This is a genomic window from Billgrantia sp. Q4P2 (assembly GCF_052806135.1).
In genome coordinates this window covers 67,585-93,446 of the sequence record NZ_JBRBAI010000011.1, presented here as the reverse complement: position 1 = coordinate 93,446, position 25,862 = coordinate 67,585, and the positions used below count along the sequence as shown (strand labels likewise).

Below are 25,862 nucleotides of genomic sequence, written 5' to 3'. Positions count from 1 at the left end.
CGCTATGCTCTAATCAACCGGGCTCGATGGGCGAGCCGGATGGTAAAGGAGAGGAAAAGGATGACCGATTCGTTACCCGCCGGGGCGAGGCTCTTTCTGCCGCCCTACCTGCTCGAGCGCATCGCCAGCGCTGGGTCTGCGCACTTGCGCGAGTGCGCCCGGCATACCCTGCTGGTCGATCAGCAGTTCCGCGCCCGCGCGGGAACGGCCACTCTGCCCCAAGGCAGCGCCCGTCGTGGCGAGCCGGCTCGCTACGTGCATTCCGCCGAGCAGCGCCAGGTCCTGCCCGGCAGGCTGATGAGGCGTGAAGGGGAGGGCGATAGCGGCGACCCCGCCGTCGATGAGGCCTACCAAGGCCTGGGTGCGACCTACCGTTTGTTCTGGGAGGTCTACGAGCGGCATTCCATCGACGACGAAGGCATGGCGCTGCTGGCCACGGTTCACTACGGCCGGGATTACGAGAACGCCTTCTGGGACGGCCAGCAGATGGTCTTCGGCGACGGTGACGGCGAACTGTTCAACCGCTTCACCATTGCGCTGGACATCGTTGCCCATGAGCTGACCCATGGCGTCATCCAGCACGAAGCGGCACTGGCCTACGTCGGTCAGTCGGGGGCGCTCAACGAGTCGCTGTGTGACGTGTTCGGCAGCCTGGTCAGGCAGTATCAGCTGGGGCAGAGCGTCGATGAGGCGGACTGGCTGATTGGCAAGGGGCTGTTCACCGAGCGGGTCGCCGGACGGGCGCTGCGCTCCATGGCCAGGCCGGGCACCGCCTATGACGACCCCTTGCTGGGGCGCGACCCGCAGCCCGACCACATGGACGCCTTCGTGGTGACCGAAGCGGACAGCGGTGGCGTGCACATCAACTCGGGCATCCCCAACCGCGCCTTCCATCTGACGGCCATGGCGCTGGGCGGCCATGCCTGGGAACGGGCCGGCCGAATCTGGTACGACACCCTGGTCGACCGACGCCTGGAGCAAGATAGCGACTTTGCCACCTTCGCCACGCTGACGCTGGACAACGCCGAGCGCCGCTATGGTGCCACGAGTCAGGAAGCGACAGCGGTGCGCGCAGGCTGGCGTCGCGTCGGAGTGCTGCCGTGAGCCAGCCGCCGCCATTGACTCCGGCCAACGTGGTCCGGCTGCGGCGTGAAGGTGGGGTGGCGCACTTCCCCGGCCTGGCGCGCCCGCGCTGCATCCACTGCGCCCGTTGCAGCGAGGCGCAGCGTGACGCGCTGTGGCGTCTGCTGTCGAGCGCGGAATCGGGGGCAGGGGTGGAAGAGACGCCGGGCGCCGACCGGCGCCGGTTCTGCCTGAGCGTGGAGGACGCGAACGGCAACTCGCTGTGGCTACTGACGGTAGCCGAGGACGCGATGCCTCAGGAGCTGATCGAGTGGTGGCGGCGGGCCGATACGTCAGCGGAAAACGGCAATGCGCCTTGACAAGAGTCACGCATACTGATTTTCTAGAGGGCATGAACACGACATTCCGCTACCTCAGCCTGAACCTACGACTACTAGCCGGCCTTTGAGCGTCGGGCGATGCACTGCGCATCGCGTTTTGTCCAGGTCAGTCGAGGTACCGAAATGTCTACCACCCGAAGTGTTTTCCGCCACGTACATCGTTCCGTCGTGACCTTCGCCGGTCGTGGCCACTGTTTTGCCTATCGCTCCGACGCCCCGGTATGCTCGATGCAGCCGGGGCGTCGTCGTTTCTGAATGCCGCCAGCCCAGGGAGAATGCCACCATGATGCTCGACAACCCCGCCGCCAAGTACCGCCCCTTCGTCGCCGTCGACCTGCCCGACCGCCAGTGGCCGAATCGTCGTATCGAATCGCCGCCGCTGTGGTGCAGCGTCGACCTGCGCGACGGTAACCAGGCGTTGATCGACCCCATGGATCAGGAACGCAAGCAGCGCTTCTTCGACCTGCTGGTGAAAATCGGCTTCAAGGAGATCGAGGTCGGCTTCCCCTCGGCGTCGCAGACCGACTTCGATTTCGTGCGCGCGCTGATCGAGCAGAACAAGGTGCCGGATGACGTCACCATCCAGGTGCTGACCCAGGCGCGGCCGCACCTGATCGAGCGCACCTTCGAGGCGCTGAAGGGGGCCAAGAGCGCCATCGTGCACGTCTACAACGCCACCGACCCGGTGTTCCGTCGCGTGGTGTTCAACGTCAGCAAGGAGGAGTGCATCGGCATCGCGGTGGACGCCACCACCCAGATCCGCGAGCTGATGGCGTCGGCCCCGGAGACGAACTGGAGCTTCCAGTACTCGCCGGAGCTGTTCACCACTACCGAGATGGACTTCGCCAAGGAGGTGGTCGAGGCGGTAATGGAGGCCTACGGGGCCACGGCCGAGAAGCCGATGATCGTCAACCTGCCGGCCACGGTGGAGGCGGCCACGCCCAACAACTACGCCGACCAGGTCGAGTGGTTCTGCCGTAACGTCAAGAATCGCGACCACCTGATCGTCAGCGTACATCCCCACAACGACCGCGGCACCGGCGTGGCGGCGGCCGAGCTCACCGTGATGGCCGGCGCCGACCGCGTCGAGGGCACCCTGTTCGGTAACGGCGAGCGCACCGGCAACGTCGACATCGTGACGCTGGCCATGAACCTCTACACCCAGGGCGTGCATCCGGGGCTCGACTTCTCCAACATCACGCCGATCATGCGCGAGGTGGAGTACTGCAACCAGCTGCCGGTGCACCCGCGTCATCCCTACGTGGGCGACCTGGTGTTCACCGCCTTCTCCGGCTCCCACCAGGATGCGATCAAGAAGGGCATGGCCGAGCGTCGCGCCAACCCCGAGGCCATGTGGGAGGTACCCTACCTGCCTATCGACCCGATGGATGTGGGTCGCAGCTACGAGGCGGTGATTCGCGTCAACAGCCAGTCGGGCAAAGGGGGAGTCTCCTACCTGCTCGAGCAGGAGCACGGCATCGAGCTGCCGCGCCGGCTCTCGATCGAGTTCAGCCAGGTGGTGCAGGAGGTGGCCGACCGTACCGGCAAGGAGATCACCTCGCAGATGATCTACCAGGCCTTCGCCGACGAGTATCTGGTGCGTACCTCGCCCTATGCGATGGTCAATCATCGCCTCTCCTCGGAGCCCGACAGTCCCAAGGTGAAGCTCGAAGCCAGCATCGAGGAGCATGGCGAGCGGCGGACCATCAGTGGTGAAGGCAACGGCCCGCTGGCGGCCTTCATCAAGGCGCTGGCGGCGGCCGGCCACGATGTGGAGATCATCGATTACCACGAGCACTCCCGCGGCCAGGGGGCCGACGCCGAGGCGATCGCCTACGTCGAGGTGCGCATCGACGGCAAGGCGGTATTCGGCGTCGGTACCGACGAGAGCATCACCAGCGCCTCGATGAAGGCGGTGATGAGCGCCATCAATCGCCACGTCTCTACCCAGCCGGTGGCGGCCAATGTGACTGCCGAAAGTTTGGGATAAGCACGCTGGTGGTGGGGGGAGGCGCGATGATGCGGCCTTGGAGGGTAATGGTGCTGGTCGCCGTGCTGGTTGCCGGCGTCATATCCGCGGCGGCGTCTCACGAGCCATACGAGGCCAGGCTAGTGCGCTTGGAGGTACAACGCACGCTTCCCGAGCTAGCACCGATGCTGCGCGAGGAGCCGCCAGAGGTCAGCGCGCTGTTTCTCGGCTTCGCCTCGGATCAGGTGCTGTGGATGAGTGCTTCCCTGGCGATGGTACGCCACGGCGACATAGCGCGGAGCACGTTGCTCGATTATGGCTTGTCTCCGGCGTTCCAGAGGGTACTGGTGCGCTACGGCGCGGATGCGGTACTACCAGTGAGCTACTTCCACGATCATGATATTGCCACTCTGCGAGCACGGCACTGGCTTGGCGAGCGCTATCGGCAAGTCAGTGGTTGGTGGGACGACGAGGCGGACGCTGAGCCTGCGATGGTGGAGTTGACGCCTTATCGACGCGGCCAGATGGGCATTGCGCTGCTGGAGACGCATGGGTACGGGCTGCTCAACCAGTTCGTGGTCAGCGACGAAGGGCGCGTGGAGTGGCTGCAGGGCGAGCGTGTAGTGGCGGGAGTGGGGGATTTCTTCACTCGCGGACTACGCGACCTGGAGAGCCAGTGGCGCCGTGGTGAAGCAATAGGTGCAAGCGACCTGGGCTGGGCGGGTCTCGATCTGCTGGTGATGGCCAGTACCGTCAAGGTACTCAAGGCCGGGCGGGCGGCACGTGGTGCACGGGTGGGCAGTATCGAGGCTCAAGGCACCCGATCAGGAGTGCGGCAGGGCGTGGTCGCCAGTGGCGGACGCTTCGCCGCGCTGCCGCGCATGGCCAAGGTAGCCGCGGTGGCTGGCACGGCTTATGTGCTGGTTCGCCACCCTAGCTTGATCAGTGCGCTCGGTGCCACACTCGCCGGGTGGCTCGGCTGGCCTACCTGGTTGGGCCAGTTCCTTCTATGGCTGATCGTGCTGTTGCCGGTGTTTGCCGTCGCCCGTCTTGTCCGTCGCTGGTTGCTCGCCCCGCTGCTGTGGCTGCTGACGCCGGTGATGCGGGCGTGCCTCGGCTTGGCCAGCCGTCGGCTGGCCAAGCGCGCTCATGACACGGCGGTGGCGCGCTGACGTACGCTTGAAACAAGGGATCGCATGGAGCGAGCGCGACATATGGCTACAGCGGCGTCTTGCTCGCCTCGCCAGGAATCTCCCTGACCAACCGCGGCAGCAAGAAGCCCGGCAGTACTTCTCTGAGGCCCGCGACCAGCTCGCGGGCCTCTGCGTCTGGCACGTCGAAGTGGGCGGCCCCGGCCACCGGATCGAGCACGTGCAGGTAGTAGGGCAATACGCCCGCCTCGAACAGCCGCTCGGAGAGTTCGGCCAGGGCGTCCACCGAGTCGTTGACGCCACGCAGCAGCACGCTCTGGTTGAGCAGGGTGACGCCGGCCTGTTTGAGCCGGGCGCAGGCATCAATCACGGCTTCGTCTATCTCCTGGGCATGATTGACATGCAATACCACGACCTTCTGCAGCCGGCTGGCACCGAGCCAGTCGAGCAGGGCATCGTCGATCCGGTCGGGGATCACCACCGGCAGGCGGGTGTGAATGCGTAGCCGCTTGAGGTGGGGAATCGCTTCTAGGCGCTCGACCAGCCAGGCGAGCTGGCGATCGCTGGCAGCCAGCGGGTCGCCGCCGGAGAGGATCGCCTCGTGAATCGAGGTGTCCTGCCGCAGGATATTCAGCGTTTGCTCCCACTGGGCGCGTGAGGGGCTGTTGTCGCCGTAGGGAAAATGCCGGCGAAAGCAGTAGCGGCAGTTCACTGCGCAGGCGGGGCTGGCGATCAGCAGCACGCGGCCGGCGTACTTGTGGATCAGCCCCGGCCCGGGGGTGTGCTCGGCCTCGGCCAAAGGGTCGCTGACGTAGCCCGGTACCGTCTCGTCTTCGTCAACGAGCGGCAACACCTGGCGCAGCAGGGGGTCGCTGGGGTCACCGTGATGCATGCGCGCCAGGAACGCCTCCGGCACGCGTACCTCGAACAGGGCGTGGCCGCGCTCGGCGCCAGGCAGCCAGGCATCGTCCAGCCCCAGCCGCCGGCACAGCTCGCGCGGGTCGCGAATCGCTTGCGACAGCTGGGTCTGCCAGGCGCTCGGAAGCGTCAAGGGCGTCACGTCGACGCTTGGCGAATCCGCTCTCTGCAAAAGGGCGGAGCTTCGGGTTATCATGCGGCACACCAGTCACAAAGGGGCGAGGGCTCGAATCCTCGTCGATTCGGTATTTGCGCGTCCAGAGCCTGCTGCGGCGCGCCCGATCATTCGAGAGGCAACATGGCAAACTATTCTACCAACGAATTCAAGGGCGGTCTGAAGGTGATGCTGGACGGCGATCCCTGTGCGATCGTCGAGAACGAATTCGTCAAGCCGGGCAAGGGCCAGGCGTTCAACCGCGTGAAGCTGCGCAACCTGATCACCGGTCGTGTGTGGGAGCGCACCTTCAAGTCGGGCGAATCCCTCGAAGGCGCCGACGTGGTGGATCTCGAGATGGAATACCTCTACAACGACGGCGACATGTGGCACTTCATGAAGACCGACGGCTCCTTCGAGCAGTACGCCGTCGAGAAGAAGGCGCTGGGCGACACGGTCAAGTGGCTCAAGGAGCAGGTGGCCTACACCGTGACGCTGTGGAACGACAACGCCATCAGCGTGACGCCGCCCAACTTCATCGAGCTGGAAGTGGTCGAGACCGACCCGGGCCTCAAGGGCGACACCGCCCAGGGCGGCTCCAAGCCGGCCACGCTCTCTTCCGGCGCCGTGGTGCGGGTGCCGCTGTTCATCAACCAGGGCGAAGTGCTGAAGGTCGATACGAGATCCGGCGAATACGTCTCCCGCGCTTGAGCTGCAGCCCTTCCTGCGCTTGCTCATACGTCGTTGAATCCCGAGACGGCTTGCTCATTTAGCGCTGCTAAACTCCGCTGCCTTACTCGGGATTCGCCTCGTCTGAGCATCGCTCGGAGAGGGCGCTAGGACGGCTTGTGCGGTTAGCGGCGTAGGGGACAGGTCGTAGAGAGGGTCTTTTGCCATGGATGGCAAAAGTAGCGTACAGGGATGTATTCACAGCGCCCTCTCGTAGACCTCTCGCCGGCAAGCCGCGGTTTCTTGCTGCCCAATGTAGGCCACGCTCAAGGGCGTGGCTTTCTTGTTGCTGGGAGGTAGTAGAATATGACGACTGACTGGCGCCCCACGGCGAGTATCGAGACGCTGCGCGAGCGGGCGCGGCTGCTGGCCGAGGTGCGGGCATTCTTCGCCGAACGCGGCGTGCTGGAGGTGGAGACGCCGGTGCTGGGGCACGGCGGCAGCACCGACGTGCACCTGGCGTCGCTGTCGCTCGAGGCGACCACGCCGGCGGGGCGCGAGCGGCTGTGGCTGCAGACCTCGCCGGAATTCCACATGAAGCGGCTACTGGCCGCAGGCTCGGGGCCGATCTTCCAGCTCGCGCGCAGCTTTCGCGACGGCGAGGTGGGCAGCCGTCACAATATCGAGTTCACCATGCTGGAGTGGTACCGGCCTGGCTTCTCGCTCGATGAATTGATAGAGGAAACCGAGACGCTGATCCGTGCTGTGCTGGGACGCGACCCGGGGCCGCTGCGCCGGCGGCGCTATCGCGAGCTGTTCCGCGAGGCATTGGGACTCGATCCCTTCACCGTCGAACTCGACATGCTGCGCCAGGTTGCCGGCGAGCGCGGTGGGCTCGATATGAACGACGCCGAGCGCGACGACTGTCTCGACCTGTTGATGAGCCTGGTCATCGAGCCCGAGTTGGGGCGCGAGGGGCTCGACGTGGTGGTGGACTACCCGGCAAGCCAGGCGGCGCTGGCGCGGCGCCATCGCGACCCGGAGGACGGCGAGTGGGTGGCATCGCGCTTCGAGGTCTACCTGGCGGGGCTGGAGCTTGCCAACGGCTATGACGAGCTGACCGATGCCGGGGAGCAGGCTGCCCGCTTTGCCGAGGACAACGCCAGCCGTCGCAGACAGGGGCTTCCCGAGGTGGACGTCGACCAGCGCCTGCTGGCCGCACTGGAACACGGCATGCCGGCAGGCAGCGGCGTGGCGCTGGGCATCGACCGGCTGATCCAGCTCGCCCTGGGCAGGACGAGCGTGGCAGAGGTTATGGCCTTCGCCACGCCCAACGCCTAAAGGAACTCGGGACCGCGATTGGGAAAGCCGCCCAGCGACTGGCCCATGGCGACCTTGGTCTTGGGCGCCAGGCTAGCATCGAAATCGATCTTGCCGGCGAAGGCCATCACCACCGTGGAGCCGAGTTTGAAGCGCCCCATTTCCGCACCGCGCTCGAGATGGATCGGCCGGTCGAAGCGAATGCGCTGCACCTGCCCCGAAAGCGGGGTGATCTGGCCGGCCCATACCGTCTCGATGGCGGCCACGATCATCGCACCGACCAGCACCACCGCCATGGGCCCATGTTCGGTATCAAAGTGGCACACCAGACGCTCGTTGCGGGCGAACAGGTTGGGCACATGGTCCGTCGTGGCCGAGTTGACCGAGAACAGCCGCCCCGGGACGTAGACCATTTCGGTCAGGGTACCGGCCAGCGGCATATGCACGCGGTGGTAATCCTTGGGCGAGAGATAGACGTTGGCGTAGCTGCCGCCGCTGTAGCGCCGCGCGGCCTCGGCGTCGCCGCCGAGCAGGTCGACGACCGAGAAGCGGTGTCCCTTGGCCTGCAGCAGACGGTCCGCCTCGATGGGGCCGAACTGGGACAGATTGCCGTCGGCGGGGCTGAGTAGCCCTTCGCCCAGGGGGCGGGCTTCCGGCTTCAGCTCCCGGGTAAAGAAGTCGTTGAAGGTGGCATAGGCCGCGGGGTCGGGCTCGGCGGCCTCGCGCATGTCGACCTCGAAGACCTTGATGAAGGCGCGTATCAGCGCATTCTTCAGCCAGGCGACGCGACATTCGGCCAGAAAGCCCACCAGCCGCGACAGCAGGTGATGGGGAATCGGGTACTGGATCAGGGCGAAGAACTTGGCGAGAGACAAGGTAGTTCATTCCATGCAGGCAAATGGTGGCGGTCTGTGAGGCAGCGTAGCGACCTTGTCGAGGGAGAATTCCAGGATTTCGTCCTCGATTGTCGCGAGCCGCCTCGCATGAACGCCCGCGATGAGGGCGTAGTTTACTTCTCTATTGGCGTATCATCGCGGTTGCCCCACTCCTTCCACGAGCCGGCGTAGCCGCGAATGTTCTCGAAGCCCAGCGCCTTGCCCACCAGCCAGGTGAAGCCGCTGCGGTGGTGGCTCTGGCAGTGGGTGACCACTTCCATATCCGGCGTGAGCCCCAGGGCCTCGAGTTCGGTGATCAGCTCGGCGTAGTCGCGGATGCGCAGGGCGCGCTCCTTGTCCATGGCCTCGGTCCACTCCATGTTCACCGCACCGGGGATATGGCCGAGTTGCCGGTTCTCGCCCTTCTCTCCACGATATTCTTCCGGCGAACGGGCGTCCCAGATGGCGAAGCCCTTCTCGCCGAGGCGTTCCTGCAACTCGAAGCGGTCGATGGCCACCTCCGGATGTAGGATCTCGGCCTCGTAGTCGCTGGGCGTCGGTAAGGTCGGCTCATGGGCGACGGGCCGACCGGCCTGGCGCCAGGCGTGGATGCCGCCGTTGAGGTAGGAGTAGCGGGTATGGCCGATCAGTTCCAGCGTCCACAGCAGGCGCCCCGCCCAGCCGCCACCTTCGTCGTCGTAGGCCACCACGTGCACGTCGCGGGTCAGGCCGAGCGAGGAGAACAGCTGCGACAGCGCCTCTATGCTCGGCACCTCGTTGGGTACCTCGCCTTCGCCACGCATCAGGCGTCGGAAGTCGAGGAATACGGCACCGGGGACATGCCCCTCCGCGTAACTCTCTGCCTTGAGCGGCACGTCGACGATCAGCAGCTGGGAATCGTCCAGATGCTCGGCGAGCTGCTCGGGTTCGACGATCAGCGGTAGCAGATTCTCTTCGGAACTCATGGCGCTCTCCTTATCCTCAATCTCGCGATGCGGGCCTGATCAGGTCTCGCTGAGACTATCGACGATATGGCGATAGCTGGCAAAACGCTGTGGATGAATGTCGCCGCGTTCCACGGCCTCGAGCAGGGCGCAGCCCGGCTCCTGTCGGTGGCTGCAGTCGCGGAAACGGCAGCGGCCGAGAAAGTCGTGAAACTCGATGAAACCCTCGGCGACCTGCTGCTCGTCCAGGTGTATGAGGCCGAATTCGCGGATCCCCGGTGAGTCGATCAGTTCGGCATCGTCGGCCGTAGGCAAGCGGTAGAGGCGCGCCGTGGTGGTGGTATGGGTGCCCTTGCGTGAATCCTTCGATAGGTCGCCGATGCGCAGCGACTCATCGGGCAGCAGGCGGTCGATCAGTGAAGACTTGCCCACGCCGCTCTGACCGACGAACACCGAGGTGCGCCCGCTCAGTCGTTCCAGCAATGCATCGAGCCCATCGTCGCGGGCGGTGGTCGTTGCTACCACCGGATAGCCGAGTGCCTCGTAGCGAGCCAGCAGCGTGCGCAATTCACCACCGTCTCCCGGCAGCAGGTCGATCTTGTTGAGCACCAGTGCCGGGGCGATGCCGGTGGCCTCGGCGGCCACCAGGTAGCGGTCGATCAGGTTGGGGTGGGGGAGCGGTTCCACGGCGAAGACGATCAGGATCTGATCGATGTTGGCGGCAACCGGCTTGAGCTGACCGCGGGGATCGGGACGCTCCAGTACGTTCTTCCGCTCGCTGCGGGCTACCACGACGCCTTCCACGGCGTTGCCCTCGGCGTCGTAGGTGGCGCGCCAGATGACCCGGTCGCCGGTCACCAGTCCCTCGAGATTGGCCCGCAGGTGACAACGAACCGTCTCCTCGCTGCCTGCGCCCTGGACGTCCAGGGTACGCCCGTAATGGGCGATGACGCGGCCAGGCTGCTCGGGGCCGTACTCGCCAGCGGCAAGCTTCTGCGAATCCTCGGCGTCGCGTTGCCCGGCACGGCGTTCGCGCTCGGCCTGAATCTTCTCGATTCGCCAGCGTTGCTGGCGACTTAGCTTGCGTTTGCTCATGGGCACCCGAAGGTCGTTACAATAGCAGCATTGTACCCAGCGTGGCCCGGCCTGTCCTGCTGTGCCCGCCCGACAGGAGTTCTACCATGCCCAATACGCCCGAGCCGCGCCAGGATCTGCTGGTGTGGATCGATCTCGAGATGACCGGGCTCGAGCCCGAGCGCGAGCGCATCATCGAGGTGGCCACCCTGATCACCGACAATGACCTCAACCTCATCGCCGAAGGCCCGGTGATTGCGGTGCACCAGTCCGACGACCTGCTTGCGGCCATGGACGAGTGGAACCAGAAGACCCATGGCGAGTCGGGCCTGGTCGAGCGGGTCAAGCAGAGCCGCATCGATACCGCCGAGGCCGAGCGGCAGACCCTCGAGTTCCTGAAGGCTTACGTGTCGCCAGGCTCTTCACCCATGTGCGGCAACAGCGTGCATCAGGACCGGCGCTTCCTCGAGCGCGAGATGCCCGAGCTGCTGGCCTTCTTCCACTATCGCAACCTGGATGTCTCGACCTTGAAGGAGCTGGCAAAACGCTGGAACCCGGGCGCGCTAGCCGGCTTCAGCAAGCGCAATACGCACCAGGCGCTCGATGACATTCGCGAGTCGCTGGCCGAGCTGGCGCACTATCGCAATACGTTTCTGCGGCTGGCGGGCAGCGAGCGCGACGAGGAGGAGTGAGAGGTAAGTCTGACCAATCGCTAGATGGAGGGAGTCGGAGCTGTCATGTGAGCGATTTAGCCGGGACGCCGATGCGAGCGAGCCGAGTCGCGCAAATCGACAGGGATGTCGATTTAGGGCTAGCAAGAGGGACCTTGTTCTAGCCCGGCGCGTTGCTCGGCTCGTGAAGCGTCGGGGTTTGGTCACGGCGCAAGCGAGCATACAGGCTCCGGCGTACCCTAGCCCTGACTGGCAATCAGCCTGTCACGCTTCTCGCGCTGTCGCCCGAGCGCCCAGCGCACGTGCTCACGCACCAGGTCGGAAGGGTAGGCGAGGCGGGCACGCAGGGCGGCTTCCACGGCCGTGCTCCAGGGCGCGTTGCCCAGGCCCACCGCCAGGTTGCGCAGCCAGCGCTCGTAGCCGATGCGACGGATCGGGCTGCCGGCGGTCTTGTCGAGGAACTCTTCCTCGCCCCAGCCGAACAGCGACACCAGGCTGGCGCGGTCGAGGTCGTGGCGCGGGGCGAAGTCGTCTTCCTGCGTGGCGCGGGTGAAGCGGGTGAAGGGGCAGACCAGCTGGCAGTCGTCGCAGCCGAACACGCGGTTGCCCATGGCTTCGCGGAAGCGCTCGGGTATGCTGCCGAACAGCTCGATGGTGAGATAGGAGATGCAGGCGCGGGCGTCCACCACCTTGTCCTCGACGATGGCGTCGGTGGGGCAGGCCGTGCGACAGGCACTGCAGCTGCCGCAGTGCTCGCCTTCGAAGGGGGGATCGACGGGCAACGGCAGGTCGACGTAGAGTTCACCGAGAAAGAACAGCGAACCCGCCCGGGGATTGAGCAGCATGGCGTTCTTGCCCACCCAGCCGAGCCCGGCCTTGCGCGCCAGCGCGCGCTCCATGACGGGGGCCGAGTCGACGAAGGCGCGATAGCCGAAGGGGCCGACCTGCTCCTCGATCCGCAGGGCCAGCGTGGCCAGCCGCTTGCGCATCAGCTTGTGGTAGTCGCGGCCCACCGCATAGCGTGAGACATAGGCCGTTTCCGGCTGGCCCAGCACCTTGGTGCTCTCGACCTCGGCGGGTAGGTAATCCAGGCGCACGCTGATGACGCGCAGCGTGCCGGGCAGAAGCTCTTCGGGTCGGGTGCGCTTGGTGCCATGCTTGGCCATGAAGCCCATCTCGCCGTGGTGGCCGGCATCGAGCCAGCGCTGCAGATGGCGCTCGTCTTCGGCCAGGTCGACATCGGCAATGCCCACCTGCTGGAAGCCAAGCTCGCGGCCCCAGGTCTTGATGGTCGCGGCCAATTCGGCCAGCGCATTGTCGTCCAGGGTCGCGGGGTGGGTCATGATCGAGAAAAAACCGGGTAAATACACAGCGGGGGGATTGGCGAGCGCGCCACGGCGCTTACACTCCCATGATAAAGCAATGCTGGCAGGGAGACACGGGATGTCCGGGAATCGTTCCGACGAATCGCAGGTCGTGCTGCGCCCACTCTATCGGGCCGAACAGGTGCGTGAGCTCGATCGCCGCACCATCGCTGCCGGGATCGAAGGCTTCGCGCTGATGCAACGGGCAGCCACGGCGGCCTGGCAGAGTCTCAAGGCGCGCTGGCCCGGGGTGAAGCGGATCACGGTGCTGTGCGGTGGCGGCAACAATGGCGGTGATGGTCATGTGCTGGCCGCCCTGGCGGCAGTGGCAGGGGTCGAAGTCCAGCGCATCGCGCTCAAGCCGCCCAAAACGCTCAAGGGCGATGCGGCGCGCGCCGCCGAGATGGCCACCGCTGCGGGTGTCGAACTCGAGCCCTGGTCCAAGGGAATCGACTTTTCCGGCGAGGTGATCGTCGATGCACTGCTGGGTACCGGCCTCACCGGTGAGGTCCGGGGTGAGTTCCGCGATGCCATCGAGGCAATCAATTCCAGCGGACTGCCGGTGCTGGCCATCGACATTCCCTCCGGGCTAGCCGCCGATACCGGAGCCGAGCTCGGCATGGCGGTGCGTGCCACGCGCACCGTCACCTTCATCGGCGACAAGATTGGCCTGCACACCGGGCGTGCGCCGGCGCTGACCGGTGAAGTGCATTTCCGTGCCCTGGGAGTCGATGCGCGTAGCCAGGCCGACTTGACGCCGGCTGCGGAACTGCTCGATCAGGAGTTGCTGAAGGTATGGTTGCCGCCGCGAACCCGCGACGCCCACAAGGGGGCCATGGGGCACGTGCTGGTGCTGGGCGGTGCGCCGGGCTTCGGCGGAGCGGCACTGCTTGCCAGCGAGGCTGCGGCGCGCCTGGGGGCCGGCAAGATCAGCCTGGCTACGGCGCCTGAGCACGTCACGGCCTGCCTGACCTATCGCCCCGAGGTGATGGTGCACGGCGTGCGCGGTGCCGCCGAGCTCGGCGAGCTGCCGGGCAAGGCCGACGTGCTGGTGGTCGGCCCCGGGCTGGGGCAGGACGCCTGGGGGCAGGGCATGCTGCAGGCGGCGCTGGCCGAGCCCAGGCCGCTGGTCGTGGATGCCGATGGCCTCAACCTGCTGGCCTCGCATTTCAGCGGCCGACGCCGGGACGACTGGATCCTGACGCCACACCCGGGGGAGGCGGGCCGCCTACTGGGTTGTGGTGCAGCGGAAGTGGAGGCCAACCGGCCCGCTGCGGTACGCGAACTGCAGCAGCGCTATGGCGGGGTGGTCGTGCTCAAGGGCGCCGGCAGCCTGGTGGCGGGGCCGGATGGCGTGGCGGTGTGCCCCTACGGCAATCCGGGCATGGCCTCGGGGGGCATGGGCGACGTGCTTTCCGGTATTCTCGGAGCGTTGCTGGCCCAAGGCTTGGCGCTGGAAACGGCGGCGAGGCTCGGTGTCATGATCCATGCCATGGCGGCCGACCTGGCCGTACGCGACGCGGGGGAGCGTGGTCTGTTGGCTGCCGATCTGGCATCCTATGCCCGAATCATTGTCAACCCTGGCTTCGAGCCAGGGTTCCATTCGCTTGCAGGGGGCCATGATGCACATAAGACTCGATGACGAAGACCGCCAGGTCGTCTTCGGGCAGTGCCTGGGCAAGGCCCTGAAGGGACGCGGGCGCATCTATCTCGAAGGCGAACTCGGGGCGGGCAAGACCACGCTCACCCGTGGCATCCTGCGCGCCCATGGGCATGCCGGAGCGGTAAAGAGCCCGACCTACACGCTGATCGAGCCCTATGAACTGAAAGAGGGCCGGGTCTACCATTTCGATCTCTACCGCCTGGGCGATCCCGAGGAGCTGGAGTTCATCGGTGGGCGCGACCTGCTTGCCGACGATGCCCTGTGTATCGTCGAGTGGCCCAGCCGAGGCGAAGGCTGGCTGCCGCTACCTGACCTGAGCGTGGCCCTGTCGCTATGCGGGAACGGACGCGAGGCTCGGCTCGAGGCGCATACCCAGCATGGCCGAGCGCTGCTCGAGGCCCTGTCCCTGGATCCTACCCTGGCCGACATGATCAGCGAAGAGCGTGAAACGCCGTGATGAGCACTCGACCCTTGTCCAAGCGCCATGTCCGAACGCTGGTCATTCGCTGCCGTGCCTTCCTGGCTCTAATGCTGCTGCTCTGTCTCGCGCTGCCTGCCCAAGCGGCCCAGGTCGACAACATTCGTCTGTGGGCGGCGCCGGATCACGCACGTCTGGTCTTCGATCTTTCGGCCGATGCACCGGCCAACGTATTCACGCTGGACAACCCGCGACGCCTGGTGATCGACCTCGAGCAGAGCCGGCTCGAGACCGACCTGGCGAGCCTCAATCTGGAGGGGAGCGCCATCACCGCGGTGCGTAGCGGTGCGCGCGACGGGGGCGGTTTGCGCGTCGTGCTTGAGCTTTCCCGCGAAGTGGAGCCGCGTCACTTCACCCTGCCGCCCAACGAACAGTATGGCCACCGCCTGGTGGTCGACATGGAGTATCCCGGCGAAAGCGCGGTGCAGAATCCCATCGACCCGATCGAGGCGATGATTCGCGAGCAGGAGATCGCCGCCAATCGGCACAGGAGCGGCTCCAGCGAGGCGGATGCGCCGCGCATTGACCCCGAAGTGGTGGCGCAGCAGCCGGCGGCACCGCACCCGCGTCGCGACATCATCATTGCCATCGATCCCGGCCATGGTGGCGAGGACCCGGGCGCCATCGGGCCCAACGGCACGCGGGAAAAGGACGTGGTGATGGAGATCAGTCGTCGCCTGCAGCGTGTGGTCGACGATACCGAAGGCTTCCGCGCGGTGATGATCCGCGACGGCGACTACTATATCGGGCTGCGCCAGCGCACCCGTATCGCACGCGAACAGAAAGCCGACTTCTTCGTCTCGATCCACGCCGATGCCTTCAACAGCCCGCGTCCCAACGGCAGCTCCGTCTATGCCCTGTCCCAGCGTGGCGCTACCTCGGAAACCGCCCAGTGGCTGGCGGCCAGCGAGAACCAGGCCGACCTGATCGGTGGCGTCGATGGCAATCTCTCGCTCAATGACAAGGACGAGGTGCTGCGCGGCGTACTGCTCGACCTGACCATGACCGCCACCCTCAACGATTCGCTGGCCATCGGCGGCCAGGTGCTCGACCAGCTGGGGCGTGTCAACCGGCTGCACAAGTCGCGGGTCGAGCAGGCCGGCTTCATGGTGCTGAAGTCACCCGATATCCCGTCGCTGCTGATCGAGACGGGCTTCATCTCGAACCCCGACGAGGAGCGCCGCCTGCGCGACTCGGGCCATCAACAGCGGCTGGCGGAATCGATCTTCTCGGGGATACGCTCGCACTTCGATATCAATCCACCACCGGCGAGCCTGCTGGCCTGGCAGCGTGACAATCAGCGCACGCCCTCCGGCAACGAGTACCGCATCCAGCCGGGAGACACCCTGTCGCAGATCGCCGCACGCCATGGCGTGCCAGTGGCGCAGCTCAAGCAGGCCAATGAACTCAATGGCGACGTGATCCGCGTCGGACAGGTACTACGGATTCCCCGCTCATGACGGTAGTCGAAGAAGCCCGCCGCATCCGCGTCCTCGACCCTAGGCTTGCCAACCAGATCGCCGCCGGCGAGGTGGTGGAACGCCCGGCGTCGGTGGTCAAGGAACTGGTCGAGAACGCCATCGATGCTGGCAGCACCCGCATCGAGGTGGAACTCGAGGCCGGCGGGGCGCGGCTGATCCGCGTGCGCGACGACGGCAGCGGGATCGCCGAGGCCGACCTGCCGCTGGCACTGTCGCGCCATGCCACCAGCAAGATCGCCTCGTTGGAGGATCTCGAGGGTGTGGCCAGCCTCGGCTTTCGCGGCGAGGCGTTGGCGTCCATCAGCTCGGTATCGCGTCTCGAACTCGTCGCCAACATCGAGGACGACCCGCGTAGCGGCTGGCGCGTGGTGGCCGAGGGGCGCCAGATGGAACCCCGCGTCAGCCCCGCGCCGCATCCGCGGGGCACCTCGGTGACGGTGCGCGACCTGTTCTTCAACACGCCGGCACGGCGCAAGTTCCTGCGCACCGAAAAGACCGAGTACGGCCACGTTGAAGAGGCCTTTCGCCGCCTCGCGCTGTCGCGCTACGACATTGGCTGGGTGCTGCGTCACAACCAGAAGACCGTGCATCAGCTGCCGGCAGGCGACGACGCAGCTCGCCGCGAACGGCGTATCGCCGCGCTGCTGGGCAAGGGCTTCCTCGACAACGCCCTGCATCTCGACCTCTCTGCGGGTGGCCTGCGCCTGTGGGGTTGGGTCGGCCTGCCCACCCACTCCCGTGCCCAGGCCGACCAGCAGTATTTCTTCGTCAACGGGCGCGTGGTACGCGACCGGCTGGTGGCGCATGCCATTCGCCAAGCCTACCGCGACGTGCTGTTCCATGGGCGGCACCCGGTGTTCGTGCTCTACTTGGAGGTCGACCCCACGGTGGTGGACGTCAATGTCCATCCCACCAAGCACGAGGTGCGCTTCCGCGATGGCCGCCTGGTACACGACTTCCTCTTTTCCAGCCTGCACCGGGCGCTGGCTGAGGCGCGTCCGGGTGTGCACGAACCGCACGATGGCAGTGCGGAGAGCTCAGGCGCCGCTGACGAGGACTCCGCTAGCGTGAGTCCCGGTGGCGAGCAGGCAGTGCGTGAGCCTGCCGGGCGCTGGCAGCAGCAGCCCATGAGGCTGCATGATACTTCGGATACGGCAGGGCGAGTGACGGCCGATCGCGTGCGTGCCTTCATGAGCGGCTATCGTGCGCTGCATCCCGAGCATGAAGAGCACCTGCTCACACCCAGGCCCGCCGATGTTGATGCGGACGTCGCCGTGGCGTCGTCGCCGGTGGGCGAGACCATGGCTACGTCTAGCGCGCCGGCACTGCCCGCCGTGGATGAGGGTAGTGGAATACCGCCGCTGGGTTTCGCCATTGCCCAACTGCACGGTATCTACATCCTCTCGCAGACGACACAGGGCATGATCATCGTCGACATGCATGCCGCCCACGAACGTATCGTCTACGAGCGCATGAAGGATCAGGTGCATGGCGGGGCGTTGGAGGCGCAGCCGCTGCTGGTGCCGGTGTCGATGGCGGCCAGCCACGGGGAAGTGGCTACCGCCGAAGCCGAGCGAGACGCCTTCAGCCGGCTGGGTGTCGAGCTCGACGTGGCCGGACCGGAAACGCTGTTGGTGCGTCAGGTACCGGCGCTGCTGGCCGATGCCGACGTCGAGCCGCTGATCCGCGACATGCTGGGCGATCTGGAACGCTATGGTCGCTCCGACCGGCTGGAGGCCCGCATCAATGAACTGTTGGCCACCATGGCCTGTCACGGCAGCGTGCGTGCCAACCGACGCCTGACCGTCGCCGAGATGAACGCGCTGCTGCGCGATATGGAGCGCACCGAGCGTAGCGGCCAGTGCAATCATGGCCGCCCCACATGGACCGAGATGTCGCTCAAGCAGCTGGATCGGCTATTCTTGCGGGGCCAGTAAGGAAACGTTGATGCCTGAACGACGCCCCCTCGCCATCCTGCTGATGGGCCCTACCGCCGCGGGCAAGACCGACCTGGCAATCGCTCTGCATGAACGGCTCGACTGCGAGCTGGTCAGCATGGACTCGGCCATGGTCTATCGCGGCATGGATATCGGCAGCGCCAAGCCATCGCCGCAGGAGCTATCGCGAGCGCCGCATCGCCTGATCGATATCCGCGATCCGGCCGAACCCTACTCAGCGGCGGATTTTCGCGAGGACGCCCGTCGCGAGATGCGACGAATTACCGCAGCCGGGCGCACCCCACTGCTGGTGGGCGGCACCATGATGTATGCCAAGCGCCTGCTCGAAGGCGTGGCCAACCTGCCGGCGGCAGACCCGGCGATACGCGCCGAGTTGACCCGCGAAGCCGAACGCAGCGGCCTGGCCGGGCTGCATGCCGAGCTTGCCAGGGTCGATCCCGACTCCGCCCGGCGCATCCACCCCAACGATCCACAGCGCCTGATGCGGGCGCTGGAGGTCTATCGGGCCAGTGGCATGACCCTGACCGAGCTGTGGCGTCGACAACGTCCTGAAACCTTCCCCTGGAAAGTGCTGTCGATAGGATTCACGCCCTTCGATCGTCGTGTCCTTCATGAGCGGATCGCAGCACGCTTCGAGGTCATGCTGGATGCCGGTTTCATCGCCGAAGTCGAGGCGTTGAAGGCCCGTGGCGACTTGCATCTCGGTCTGCCGTCGATGAAAAGCGTGGGCTATCGCCAGGCCTGGGAATACCTCGACGGTGTGGGCGATCTCGAGCACCTGCGCCAGCGTACCATCGTGGCGACCCGGCAGTTGGCCAAGCGTCAATTGACCTGGCTGCGCAGCTGGACGGCGCTACACTGGGTCGATAGTCAGGGCCAGGATGCATTGGACGATGTCCTGAATTTCGTGCGTGAATCGGGCTCTTAGCGTAAGATGTTGGCTTCGAGTGGCCGGGTGACCAGCCGAGCAAGAACACAACTTCCACCCCTCATTGAGAACGATTTAGGGAGAGGTAACATGTCCAAAGGGCAGTCCCTTCAAGACCCGTACCTGAACATCCTGCGCAAGGAGCGCATTCCGGTTTCTATTTTCCTGGTCAACGGCATCAAGCTGCAGGGACAGATCGAGTCGTTCGATCAGTTCGTGATTCTGCTGCGCAACACCGTCAGTCAGATGGTCTACAAGCACGCCATCTCCACTGTGGTGCCTTCGCGCAACGTGCGGCTGCCGCCGCAGGATCCCGCGGCCCAGCCGGACAGCAACGCGTGAGGTATTGATTGTTTTTTGAACGACCCGATGCCGGCGAAACGGCAGTACTGGTTCATGTCGACTTCCAGGACGAGCGGGAACGCGAGGATCCGGGCGAGTTCATGGAACTGGTCCGTTCCGCCGGTGCCGAGCCGGCCATGCTGCTCAGCGGCAGCCGGCATCGGCCCGATTCGCGTACTTTCATCGGCAGCGGCAAGCTCGAGGAGCTGCGCGAGGCGCTGAACGTGCATGGCGCCGAACTCGTCATCTTCAACCATGGCTTGAGCCCTTCCCAGGAACGCAATCTGGAGCGGGAACTCAAGTGCCGGGTGCTGGATCGCACGGGGCTGATACTCGATATCTTCGCCCAGCGGGCGCGTACCCACGAAGGCAAGCTGCAGGTCGAGCTGGCCCAACTGGAGTACATGTCCACCCGCCTGGTACGTGGCTGGACCCACCTGGAACGCCAGAAGGGCGGTATCGGCCTGCGCGGCCCTGGCGAGACGCAGCTCGAGACCGACCGACGACTGCTGCGAGCGCGCATCAAGGCGATCCACAAGCGGCTCGACAAGGTGCGCAGCCAGCGCAGCCAGAACCGACGTGCACGCGCCAGGGCGGAGATTCCGAGCGTATCGCTGGTTGGCTATACCAATGCCGGCAAGTCGACGCTGTTCAATGCATTGACCTCGGCGAAGGTCTATGCGGCCGATCAGTTGTTCGCTACGCTCGATCCGACCCTGAGACGGCTGGAAGTCAATGACGTCGGTCCGGTGGTGTTGGCGGATACCGTGGGCTTCATCCGTCATCTTCCGCACAAGCTGGTGGAGGCCTTCCAGGCCACCCTCCAGGAAGCGGCAGAGGCGTCGCTACTGGTGCATGTGATCGATGCCGCCGATCCCGACCGCGAACTCAACGTGGCTCAGGTCGAAGGCGTGCTCGATGAGATCGGTGCGCTCGACGTGCCGATGCTCAAGGTCATGAACAAGATCGATCTGCTCGACAGTGCTCCGCGGATAGAGCGCGACGGACAAGGTCGGCCCGAAGTGGTCTGGCTGTCGGCACGTGACGGGCGTGGGCTCGAGCTGCTCGGGCAGGCCCTCTCGGAGTGCCTGGCGGATGACGTGATCGACTTCAGCATGCATCTTTCGCCGCAGCAGGGCCGCCTGCGGGCGGGCCTGCACGAGCTGGGAGCCGTGCGAGAAGAACATTATGAAGAGGGCGGGAAGGTGCGGCTCGATGTACGCCTGCCTCGCCGCGACTTCCTGCAGTTGATGGCCCGGTTGGGAGAACGGGCGGAGGATTACCTGCCGTCCGAGCTGCATGAAAGGCCGGTATGGGATGCGTGACAACTGCGGTTGTCCTGGCCGACTGGATTGGCTTCCCCTAGAAACGACGGCATCAGGCGCCCTTGGGCGCCCCTACAGGATAGCAACCGACCTCCCCATGCGGGCCGATCGAGACGCCGGCAGGGGGGTAACGCAGAGTGGAGACGACGTATGGCTTGGAATGAGCCGGGTGGCGGCAACCAGCATGACCCCTGGAGCGGCGGGGGCCGGCGCGGCGGTGGAAACGGCGGCGGCGGAGGCAATCGTGGGGGCAACCAGGGACCACCCGACCTTGACGAGGCCCTGAAGAAGTTTCAGGACAAGCTCAACAACATGCTTGGCGGCCGCGGAGGCAAGGGTGGTGGCGGTCGTGGCGGCAAGGGGGGAGGGCGTCCGCGTAATACCTTTGCGCTGCCGGGTCTGCTACTGGTCATCGCCCTGGGTATCTGGGGGGCGATGGGCTTCTACCTGGTCGACCAGGCCGAGCGTGGCGTGGTGCTGCGCTTCGGCGAATTCCAGACCGTGGTGGGCCCCGGCCTGCACTGGAATCCGCCGCTGATCGACGATGTGCGCATGGTCAACGTGACCCGCGTACGTTCGCTGACCCAGACACAGTCGATGCTGACCCGCGACGAGAACATCGTCGAGGTCGAGATATCGGCCCAATATCAGGTCAACGACCCGCGCGACTTCGTCCTCAACGTGCGCAACCCCCAGCTGTCCATCGAGAACGCGCTGGATAGCGCCCTGCGTCACGTAGTCGGTGGCACGGACATGATCGAGATCCTCACCTCAGGCCGTGAGATCCTCGGCAGCTCCGTGGCGAGCCGCCTGCAGACCTACCTGGACAGCTACGGCACCGGTATTCGTCTGCAGACCATCAACATCGAGTCGACCTCGGCGCCTGCGCCGGTCATCGACGCCTTCGACGACGTGATCCGGGCCCGCGAGGATCGCCAGCGGACCATCAACGAAGGCATGGCCTACGCCAACGCCATCATCCCGGCCGCCCAGGGTCAGGCGCAGCGCCTGGTCGAGCAGGGCCAGGGTTATCGCGAGTCGGTGGTGGCCGAGGCCCAGGGTCAGGCCAACCGGTTCAACGCACTGCTGGTTCAATACACGAATGCGCCTGAGATCATGCGTGAGCGCCTCTACCTCGACGCCATGGCGGATGTCTTCGCCCGCACGCCGAAGGTTCTGGTCGACGTGCGCGACGACGCACCGCTGATGTACCTGCCGCTCGACCAGCGCCCCGGTGGCAGCGGTGGCGGTGAAGGCAACGACGGCGACGCGGCGCGTGGCGAAAGCGGCGAACTCGACCCGCGTGTGCTCGAACGCCTGCGTACGACGAGCTCGGCGCAGGGTGGCAATACCGGTGGTATCCGCAGGGAGGGCCGCTAAATGGTGAACAACCGTTCCTTGATCATCGTGGGTGGCCTCGCTGCCGTTGCCTGGCTCGCCAGCAACAGCCTCTACGTGGTTGACGAAACCGAACGCGCCGTCAAACTGCGCTTCGGTGAGGTCATCGAAGAGAACATTCAGCCCGGCCTGCACTTCAAGGTGCCGATCACTCAGACGGTTCGCAAGTTCGATACTCGGGTGCTGACGCTGGATACCGATACCAGCCGCTACCTGACCCTCGAGCAGAAGGCGGTGATCGTCGACTCCTTCGTCAAGTGGCAGGTGGTCAATCCCACCCGCTACTACGAGGCGACGGCGGGCGATGAGATGATGGCGATCCGTCTGATCCAGCCGCGGGTCGACGAGAGCCTGCGTAACGAGTTCGGCCGTCTGGATCTGCAGCAGATCATTGCCGAGCGCCGCGACGACCTGATGATCCGGCCGACCCAGGAGCTCGACTCGCTGATGCGCGAGGAACTCGGCGTATCGATTCTCGATATCCGGGTGAAGCGCATCGACTTGCCCGACGACGTGTCGGCCGCGGTTTATGACCGTATGCGCTCCGAGCGTGAGCGCGAGGCCCGCGAGTGGCGCGCCCAAGGGCAGGAAGAAGCAGAACGCATCCGGGCCAACGCCGACCGTCGGCGTCAGGTGCTGCTGGCCCAGGCCACCGAGCGGGCCGAGACCCTGCGCGGTGAAGGGGATGCCGAAGCGGCAGCGATCTTCTCCGAGGCTTACGGTCAGAATGCAGAGTTCTTCTCCTTCTGGCGCAGCCTCAACGCCTATCGCCAGAGCTTCGACGGCGAGCGGGACATGCTGGTACTCGACCCGACCAGCGATTTCTTCCGCTACCTGCGCAGCCCCGGTGTCCAGAACGAGGAGTGAGCCCGGAAGGTCGGCCGGCCCCGGCCGGCCTCCCGGTCTTGGGCCGGTGGGGTTCAACCTGCCGCCAAACGTGATAGAATCCATGAACCGGGCGTGGCCCGGTTTTTTTGTGGGCCATTTTTACCATCGAGTCTTTTTTGCCCGCCCAAATCGCCTTGCAGGATTGACGACATGACCATTGCTGACCGCTGGCTGTTGCCCGACGGCATGGATGAAGTGCTGCCGCCCCAGGCGAGCCGCATGGAAGAGCTGCGTCGCACGCTGCTCGACCTTTACTACCGCTGGGGATACGACCAGGTGATGCCGCCACCGGTGGAATTCCTCGATTCCCTGTTGACCGGTACCGGCACCGACCTGGACCTACAGACCTTCAAGCTGACCGACCAGCTCACCGGTCGCCTGATGGGGGTGAGCGCTGACGTCACCCCGCAGGTGGCGCGCATGGACGCTCACTCCATGCGTCACCAGGGCCCGGCCAGGCTGTGTTATTGCACCAACGTGCTGCGAGCCAAGGCCGACCAGCTCCAGGGGGGGCGTAGCCCGGTCCAGGTCGGCGTCGAACTGTTCGGCCATGCCGGCCTCGAAGCGGATCTCGAGATCCTGCGTCTGGCGCTGTTGAGCCTCAAGGCTGCAGGCGCCGGTGAGCTGCACTTGGCGTTGGGCCACATCGGCATCTATCGTAGCCTGGTACAGGCGGCCGCATTGGAGCCCGATCAGGAGCGTTCACTGTTTGAGGCGTTGGAGCTCAAGTCGCCGGGAGCACTGGCCGAGCAGGTCGAGGCGAGCGTGCCCGATCCAGCCCTGGCGGAGATGTTCCGCGCGCTGGGGAGCCTGCACGGTGGCCCTGAAGTGCTTGACAGTGCTCGGGATATCTTCGCCGGTGCCCCGGCTGCCGTCGGCGAGGCCTTGGCGCAGCTCAGGGCGCTGCACCAGGGCGTGGCAGACGAGCATCCCGAAGTGGAGCTCTATTTCGATCTGGCCGAGCTGCGTGGCTACCAGTACCACACCGGGATGATGTTCGCTGCCTTCGTGCCGGGTTACGGCCAGGCGCTGGCCAAGGGCGGACGTTACGATGATACGGGGCGTGCCTTCGGGCGTGCGCGTCCCGCTACCGGGTTCTCGATGGACCTGAAGCTACTCGCAACGCTGGTGCAGAGCGAGCCCGCCTGCGACGGTATCTGGGCGCCGGCGGCGGGAGAGGGCGTCGCAGAAGCGATAGCGACACTGCGCGACGGCGGGCACCGGGTGGTGCAGGCGCTGCCGGGGCAGACGACGCCGCCCGAGGCGCACCGCTGCAGCCTGCGACTGGTTCAGGTCGATGGCCGCTGGCAGACGGAAGCACTCTAGGCGTTGGTACGCGCTGACGCCTGACATGAACGATACCGGCAACGGGCCGGAAGACGAGCGCGGCCCGTGGGCCGGATGATCGACGCGCGCATACGCAGCGCTGACACGAGAGACGAGACACAATGGGCAAGAACGTAGTCGTACTGGGCACCCAGTGGGGAGACGAAGGCAAGGGCAAGGTGGTCGACCTGCTGACCGAATCCGCCGCGGCGGTAGTACGCTTCCAAGGCGGGCACAATGCCGGGCACACGCTGGTGATCGACGGCGAGAAGACCGTGCTGCACCTGATCCCCTCCGGCATCCTGCGCCAGGGCAAGACCTGCGTCATCGGCAACGGCGTGGTGTTGTCGCCAGAAGCGTTGATCAAGGAGATCCGCGAGCTCGAGGGCAAGGGCGTACCGGTGCGTGAGCGGCTGCGACTCTCTCCGGCCTGCCCGCTGATCCTGCCGTATCACGTGCGCCTGGACCTGGCGCGTGAAAAGGCCCGCGGCGTGGCCAAGATCGGTACCACCGGGCGCGGCATCGGTCCCGCCTACGAGGACAAGGTGGCGCGCCGCGGCCTGCGACTGGGCGACATGCTCCATCGTGAGCGCTTCGCCTCCAAGCTGGGCGAGGTGCTCGACTACCACAACTTCGTGCTGGTCAATTACCATGGCGAGAAGGCAGTGGACTTCCAGCAGGTTCTCGACGAAGCCATGGAAATGGCCGAGGAACTGCGCCCGATGGTGTGCGATACGGTGAGTCTGGTTCATGAGCTGCGCCGCGCCGGAGAGAACATTCTCTTCGAGGGGGCCCAGGGCTCGCTGCTGGATATCGACCACGGCACCTATCCGTTCGTCACCAGCTCCAACACCACTGCCGGGGGCACCGCCACCGGTTCCGGCGTTGGGCCGCTCTACCTCGACTACGTGCTCGGCATCACCAAGGCCTATACCACCCGAGTCGGCTCCGGACCGTTCCCCACCGAGCTGTTCGACGAGCATGGCCGCCACCTGGCCGAGCGCGGCCATGAGTTCGGTGCCACCACCGGGCGCCCGCGCCGCTGTGGTTGGTTCGATGCCGTGGCCCTGCGCCATGCGGTGCAGATCAACTCGGTCTCGGGCATCTGCCTGACCAAGCTCGACGTGCTCGACGGGCTGGAGAACATTCGGGTCTGCGTGGGCTACCGTAGCAAGGATGGCGAGGTGCTCGACAACCCGGTCGACTCCGAGGGCTACGAGGCGGTCGAGCCGCTCTACGAGGATCTGCCGGGCTGGAGCGAGTCGACCCTGGGCGCCAAGCGCATCGAGGACCTGCCGGCCAACGCCCGCTCCTATATCAGTTACCTAGAGGAGAAGGTGGGCACCTCGATCGATATCGTCTCCACCGGTCCGGACCGCAACGAAACCATCGTGCTGCGCAATCCGTTTGATGATTGATCCGTCCTGGTGCGACAAGAAAGGCACGACATGAAGCGTACAAGGCCGGCACCTGGTGCCGGCCTTGTCGTGCCGGGACGTGACA

23 protein-coding genes are annotated in these 25,862 nt (G+C 65.6%); 18 read left to right on the top strand and 5 right to left on the bottom strand.

Features of this window, described 5'->3' with window-relative positions; translation table 11 throughout:
* The first annotated feature begins 60 nt into the window (after positions 1-60).
* The 4 genes from ACUY1T_RS17830 (at position 61) to ACUY1T_RS17815 (ending at position 4,604) form a co-directional block, all read left to right on the top strand.
* Positions 61-1,104 carry a M4 family metallopeptidase gene (locus ACUY1T_RS17830; RefSeq protein ID WP_446024922.1) on the top strand — a complete coding sequence of 348 codons (1,044 nt, stop codon included), beginning with the start codon at positions 61-63 and terminating at the stop codon, positions 1,102-1,104.
* Positions 1,105-1,118: 14 nt separating this feature from the next.
* The gene (locus ACUY1T_RS17825) at positions 1,119-1,442 is read left to right on the top strand and encodes a protealysin inhibitor emfourin (RefSeq protein ID WP_446024921.1); all 324 of its coding nucleotides are present in this window, start codon (positions 1,119-1,121) and stop codon (positions 1,440-1,442) included.
* 304 nt (positions 1,443-1,746) lie between these two features.
* Positions 1,747-3,453 carry a 2-isopropylmalate synthase gene (gene leuA / locus ACUY1T_RS17820; protein WP_446024920.1) on the top strand — a complete coding sequence of 569 codons (1,707 nt, stop codon included), beginning with the start codon at positions 1,747-1,749 and terminating at the stop codon, positions 3,451-3,453.
* Between the two features lie 26 nt (positions 3,454-3,479).
* Complete coding sequence (locus ACUY1T_RS17815; protein ID WP_446024919.1) at positions 3,480-4,604, top strand: hypothetical protein; 1,125 nt, start codon at positions 3,480-3,482, stop codon at positions 4,602-4,604.
* Positions 4,605-4,650: 46 nt separating this feature from the next.
* Here ACUY1T_RS17815 and epmB read toward each other — a convergent pair whose 3' ends face one another.
* Positions 4,651-5,697 carry an EF-P beta-lysylation protein EpmB gene (epmB, locus tag ACUY1T_RS17810; RefSeq protein ID WP_446024918.1) on the bottom strand — a complete coding sequence of 349 codons (1,047 nt, stop codon included), beginning with the start codon at positions 5,695-5,697 and terminating at the stop codon, positions 4,651-4,653.
* 102 nt (positions 5,698-5,799) lie between these two features.
* Between epmB and efp the strand changes: the two genes are divergently transcribed.
* Together efp and epmA are read left to right on the top strand one after the other, a co-directional pair.
* Entirely contained in the window at positions 5,800-6,366 is a 567-nt protein-coding gene (efp, locus tag ACUY1T_RS17805) for an elongation factor P (protein WP_167116944.1), read from the top strand.
* Positions 6,367-6,690: 324 nt separating this feature from the next.
* The gene (gene epmA / locus ACUY1T_RS17800; protein WP_446024917.1) at positions 6,691-7,665 is read left to right on the top strand and encodes an EF-P lysine aminoacylase EpmA; all 975 of its coding nucleotides are present in this window, start codon (positions 6,691-6,693) and stop codon (positions 7,663-7,665) included.
* On the opposite strand, the gene asd is transcribed toward epmA, so the two are convergent.
* From asd to rsgA, 3 genes are all read right to left on the bottom strand, one after another.
* On the bottom strand, positions 7,662-8,519 hold the full coding sequence (asd, locus tag ACUY1T_RS17795; protein WP_446024916.1) for an archaetidylserine decarboxylase: 858 nt from the start codon (positions 8,517-8,519) through the stop codon (positions 7,662-7,664). The genes epmA and asd overlap by 4 nt on opposite strands.
* Before the next feature lie 134 nt (positions 8,520-8,653).
* Positions 8,654-9,484, bottom strand: coding sequence for a sulfurtransferase (locus ACUY1T_RS17790; protein WP_446024915.1), 831 nt, complete (start codon positions 9,482-9,484; stop codon positions 8,654-8,656).
* Positions 9,485-9,523: 39 nt separating this feature from the next.
* Positions 9,524-10,558 (bottom strand): small ribosomal subunit biogenesis GTPase RsgA, encoded by a 1,035-nt coding sequence (gene rsgA / locus ACUY1T_RS17785; RefSeq protein WP_446024914.1) that lies wholly within the window; start codon positions 10,556-10,558, stop codon positions 9,524-9,526.
* 86 nt (positions 10,559-10,644) lie between these two features.
* Here rsgA and orn point away from each other — a divergent pair, with 86 nt between their 5' ends.
* Complete coding sequence (gene orn, locus ACUY1T_RS17780) at positions 10,645-11,229, top strand: oligoribonuclease (protein ID WP_446024913.1); 585 nt, start codon at positions 10,645-10,647, stop codon at positions 11,227-11,229.
* Positions 11,230-11,447: 218 nt separating this feature from the next.
* On the opposite strand, the gene queG is transcribed toward orn, so the two are convergent.
* Complete coding sequence (gene queG, locus ACUY1T_RS17775) at positions 11,448-12,551, bottom strand: tRNA epoxyqueuosine(34) reductase QueG (protein WP_446024912.1); 1,104 nt, start codon at positions 12,549-12,551, stop codon at positions 11,448-11,450.
* Positions 12,552-12,651: 100 nt separating this feature from the next.
* Here queG and ACUY1T_RS17770 point away from each other — a divergent pair, with 100 nt between their 5' ends.
* The 11 genes from ACUY1T_RS17770 to ACUY1T_RS17720 all read left to right on the top strand — a co-directional run bounded on the left by ACUY1T_RS17770 (position 12,652) and on the right by ACUY1T_RS17720 (position 25,777).
* Positions 12,652-14,214, top strand: a complete 1,563-nt coding sequence (locus ACUY1T_RS17770; protein WP_446024911.1) for an NAD(P)H-hydrate dehydratase — start codon at positions 12,652-12,654, stop codon at positions 14,212-14,214.
* A complete protein-coding gene (gene tsaE / locus ACUY1T_RS17765) occupies positions 14,195-14,692 on the top strand; it encodes a tRNA (adenosine(37)-N6)-threonylcarbamoyltransferase complex ATPase subunit type 1 TsaE (RefSeq protein WP_446024910.1) in 498 nt (165 codons plus the stop codon). The genes ACUY1T_RS17770 and tsaE overlap by 20 nt, the downstream gene beginning before the upstream one ends.
* A gap of 71 nt (positions 14,693-14,763) precedes the next feature.
* Entirely contained in the window at positions 14,764-16,173 is a 1,410-nt protein-coding gene (locus ACUY1T_RS17760; protein WP_446024978.1) for an N-acetylmuramoyl-L-alanine amidase, read from the top strand.
* Positions 16,170-18,131 (top strand): DNA mismatch repair endonuclease MutL, encoded by a 1,962-nt coding sequence (mutL, locus tag ACUY1T_RS17755; RefSeq protein ID WP_446024909.1) that lies wholly within the window; start codon positions 16,170-16,172, stop codon positions 18,129-18,131. Before ACUY1T_RS17760 ends, mutL begins: the two co-directional genes overlap by 4 nt.
* 10 nt (positions 18,132-18,141) lie before the next feature.
* Complete coding sequence (gene miaA, locus ACUY1T_RS17750; protein ID WP_446024908.1) at positions 18,142-19,080, top strand: tRNA (adenosine(37)-N6)-dimethylallyltransferase MiaA; 939 nt, start codon at positions 18,142-18,144, stop codon at positions 19,078-19,080.
* A 90-nt stretch (positions 19,081-19,170) separates the two neighbouring features.
* A complete protein-coding gene (hfq, locus tag ACUY1T_RS17745; RefSeq protein WP_103968388.1) occupies positions 19,171-19,422 on the top strand; it encodes an RNA chaperone Hfq in 252 nt (83 codons plus the stop codon).
* An 8-nt stretch (positions 19,423-19,430) separates the two neighbouring features.
* Positions 19,431-20,747 carry a ribosome rescue GTPase HflX gene (gene hflX / locus ACUY1T_RS17740; protein WP_446024907.1) on the top strand — a complete coding sequence of 439 codons (1,317 nt, stop codon included), beginning with the start codon at positions 19,431-19,433 and terminating at the stop codon, positions 20,745-20,747.
* A 150-nt stretch (positions 20,748-20,897) separates the two neighbouring features.
* On the top strand, positions 20,898-22,127 hold the full coding sequence (hflK, locus tag ACUY1T_RS17735; protein WP_446024906.1) for an FtsH protease activity modulator HflK: 1,230 nt from the start codon (positions 20,898-20,900) through the stop codon (positions 22,125-22,127).
* Positions 22,128-23,012, top strand: coding sequence for a protease modulator HflC (gene hflC / locus ACUY1T_RS17730; RefSeq protein WP_446024905.1), 885 nt, complete (start codon positions 22,128-22,130; stop codon positions 23,010-23,012).
* Between the two features lie 171 nt (positions 23,013-23,183).
* Positions 23,184-24,359 (top strand): ATP phosphoribosyltransferase regulatory subunit, encoded by a 1,176-nt coding sequence (locus tag ACUY1T_RS17725; protein WP_446024904.1) that lies wholly within the window; start codon positions 23,184-23,186, stop codon positions 24,357-24,359.
* 122 nt (positions 24,360-24,481) lie between these two features.
* Entirely contained in the window at positions 24,482-25,777 is a 1,296-nt protein-coding gene (locus ACUY1T_RS17720) for an adenylosuccinate synthase (protein WP_446024903.1), read from the top strand.
* Positions 25,778-25,862 lie beyond the last annotated feature (85 nt).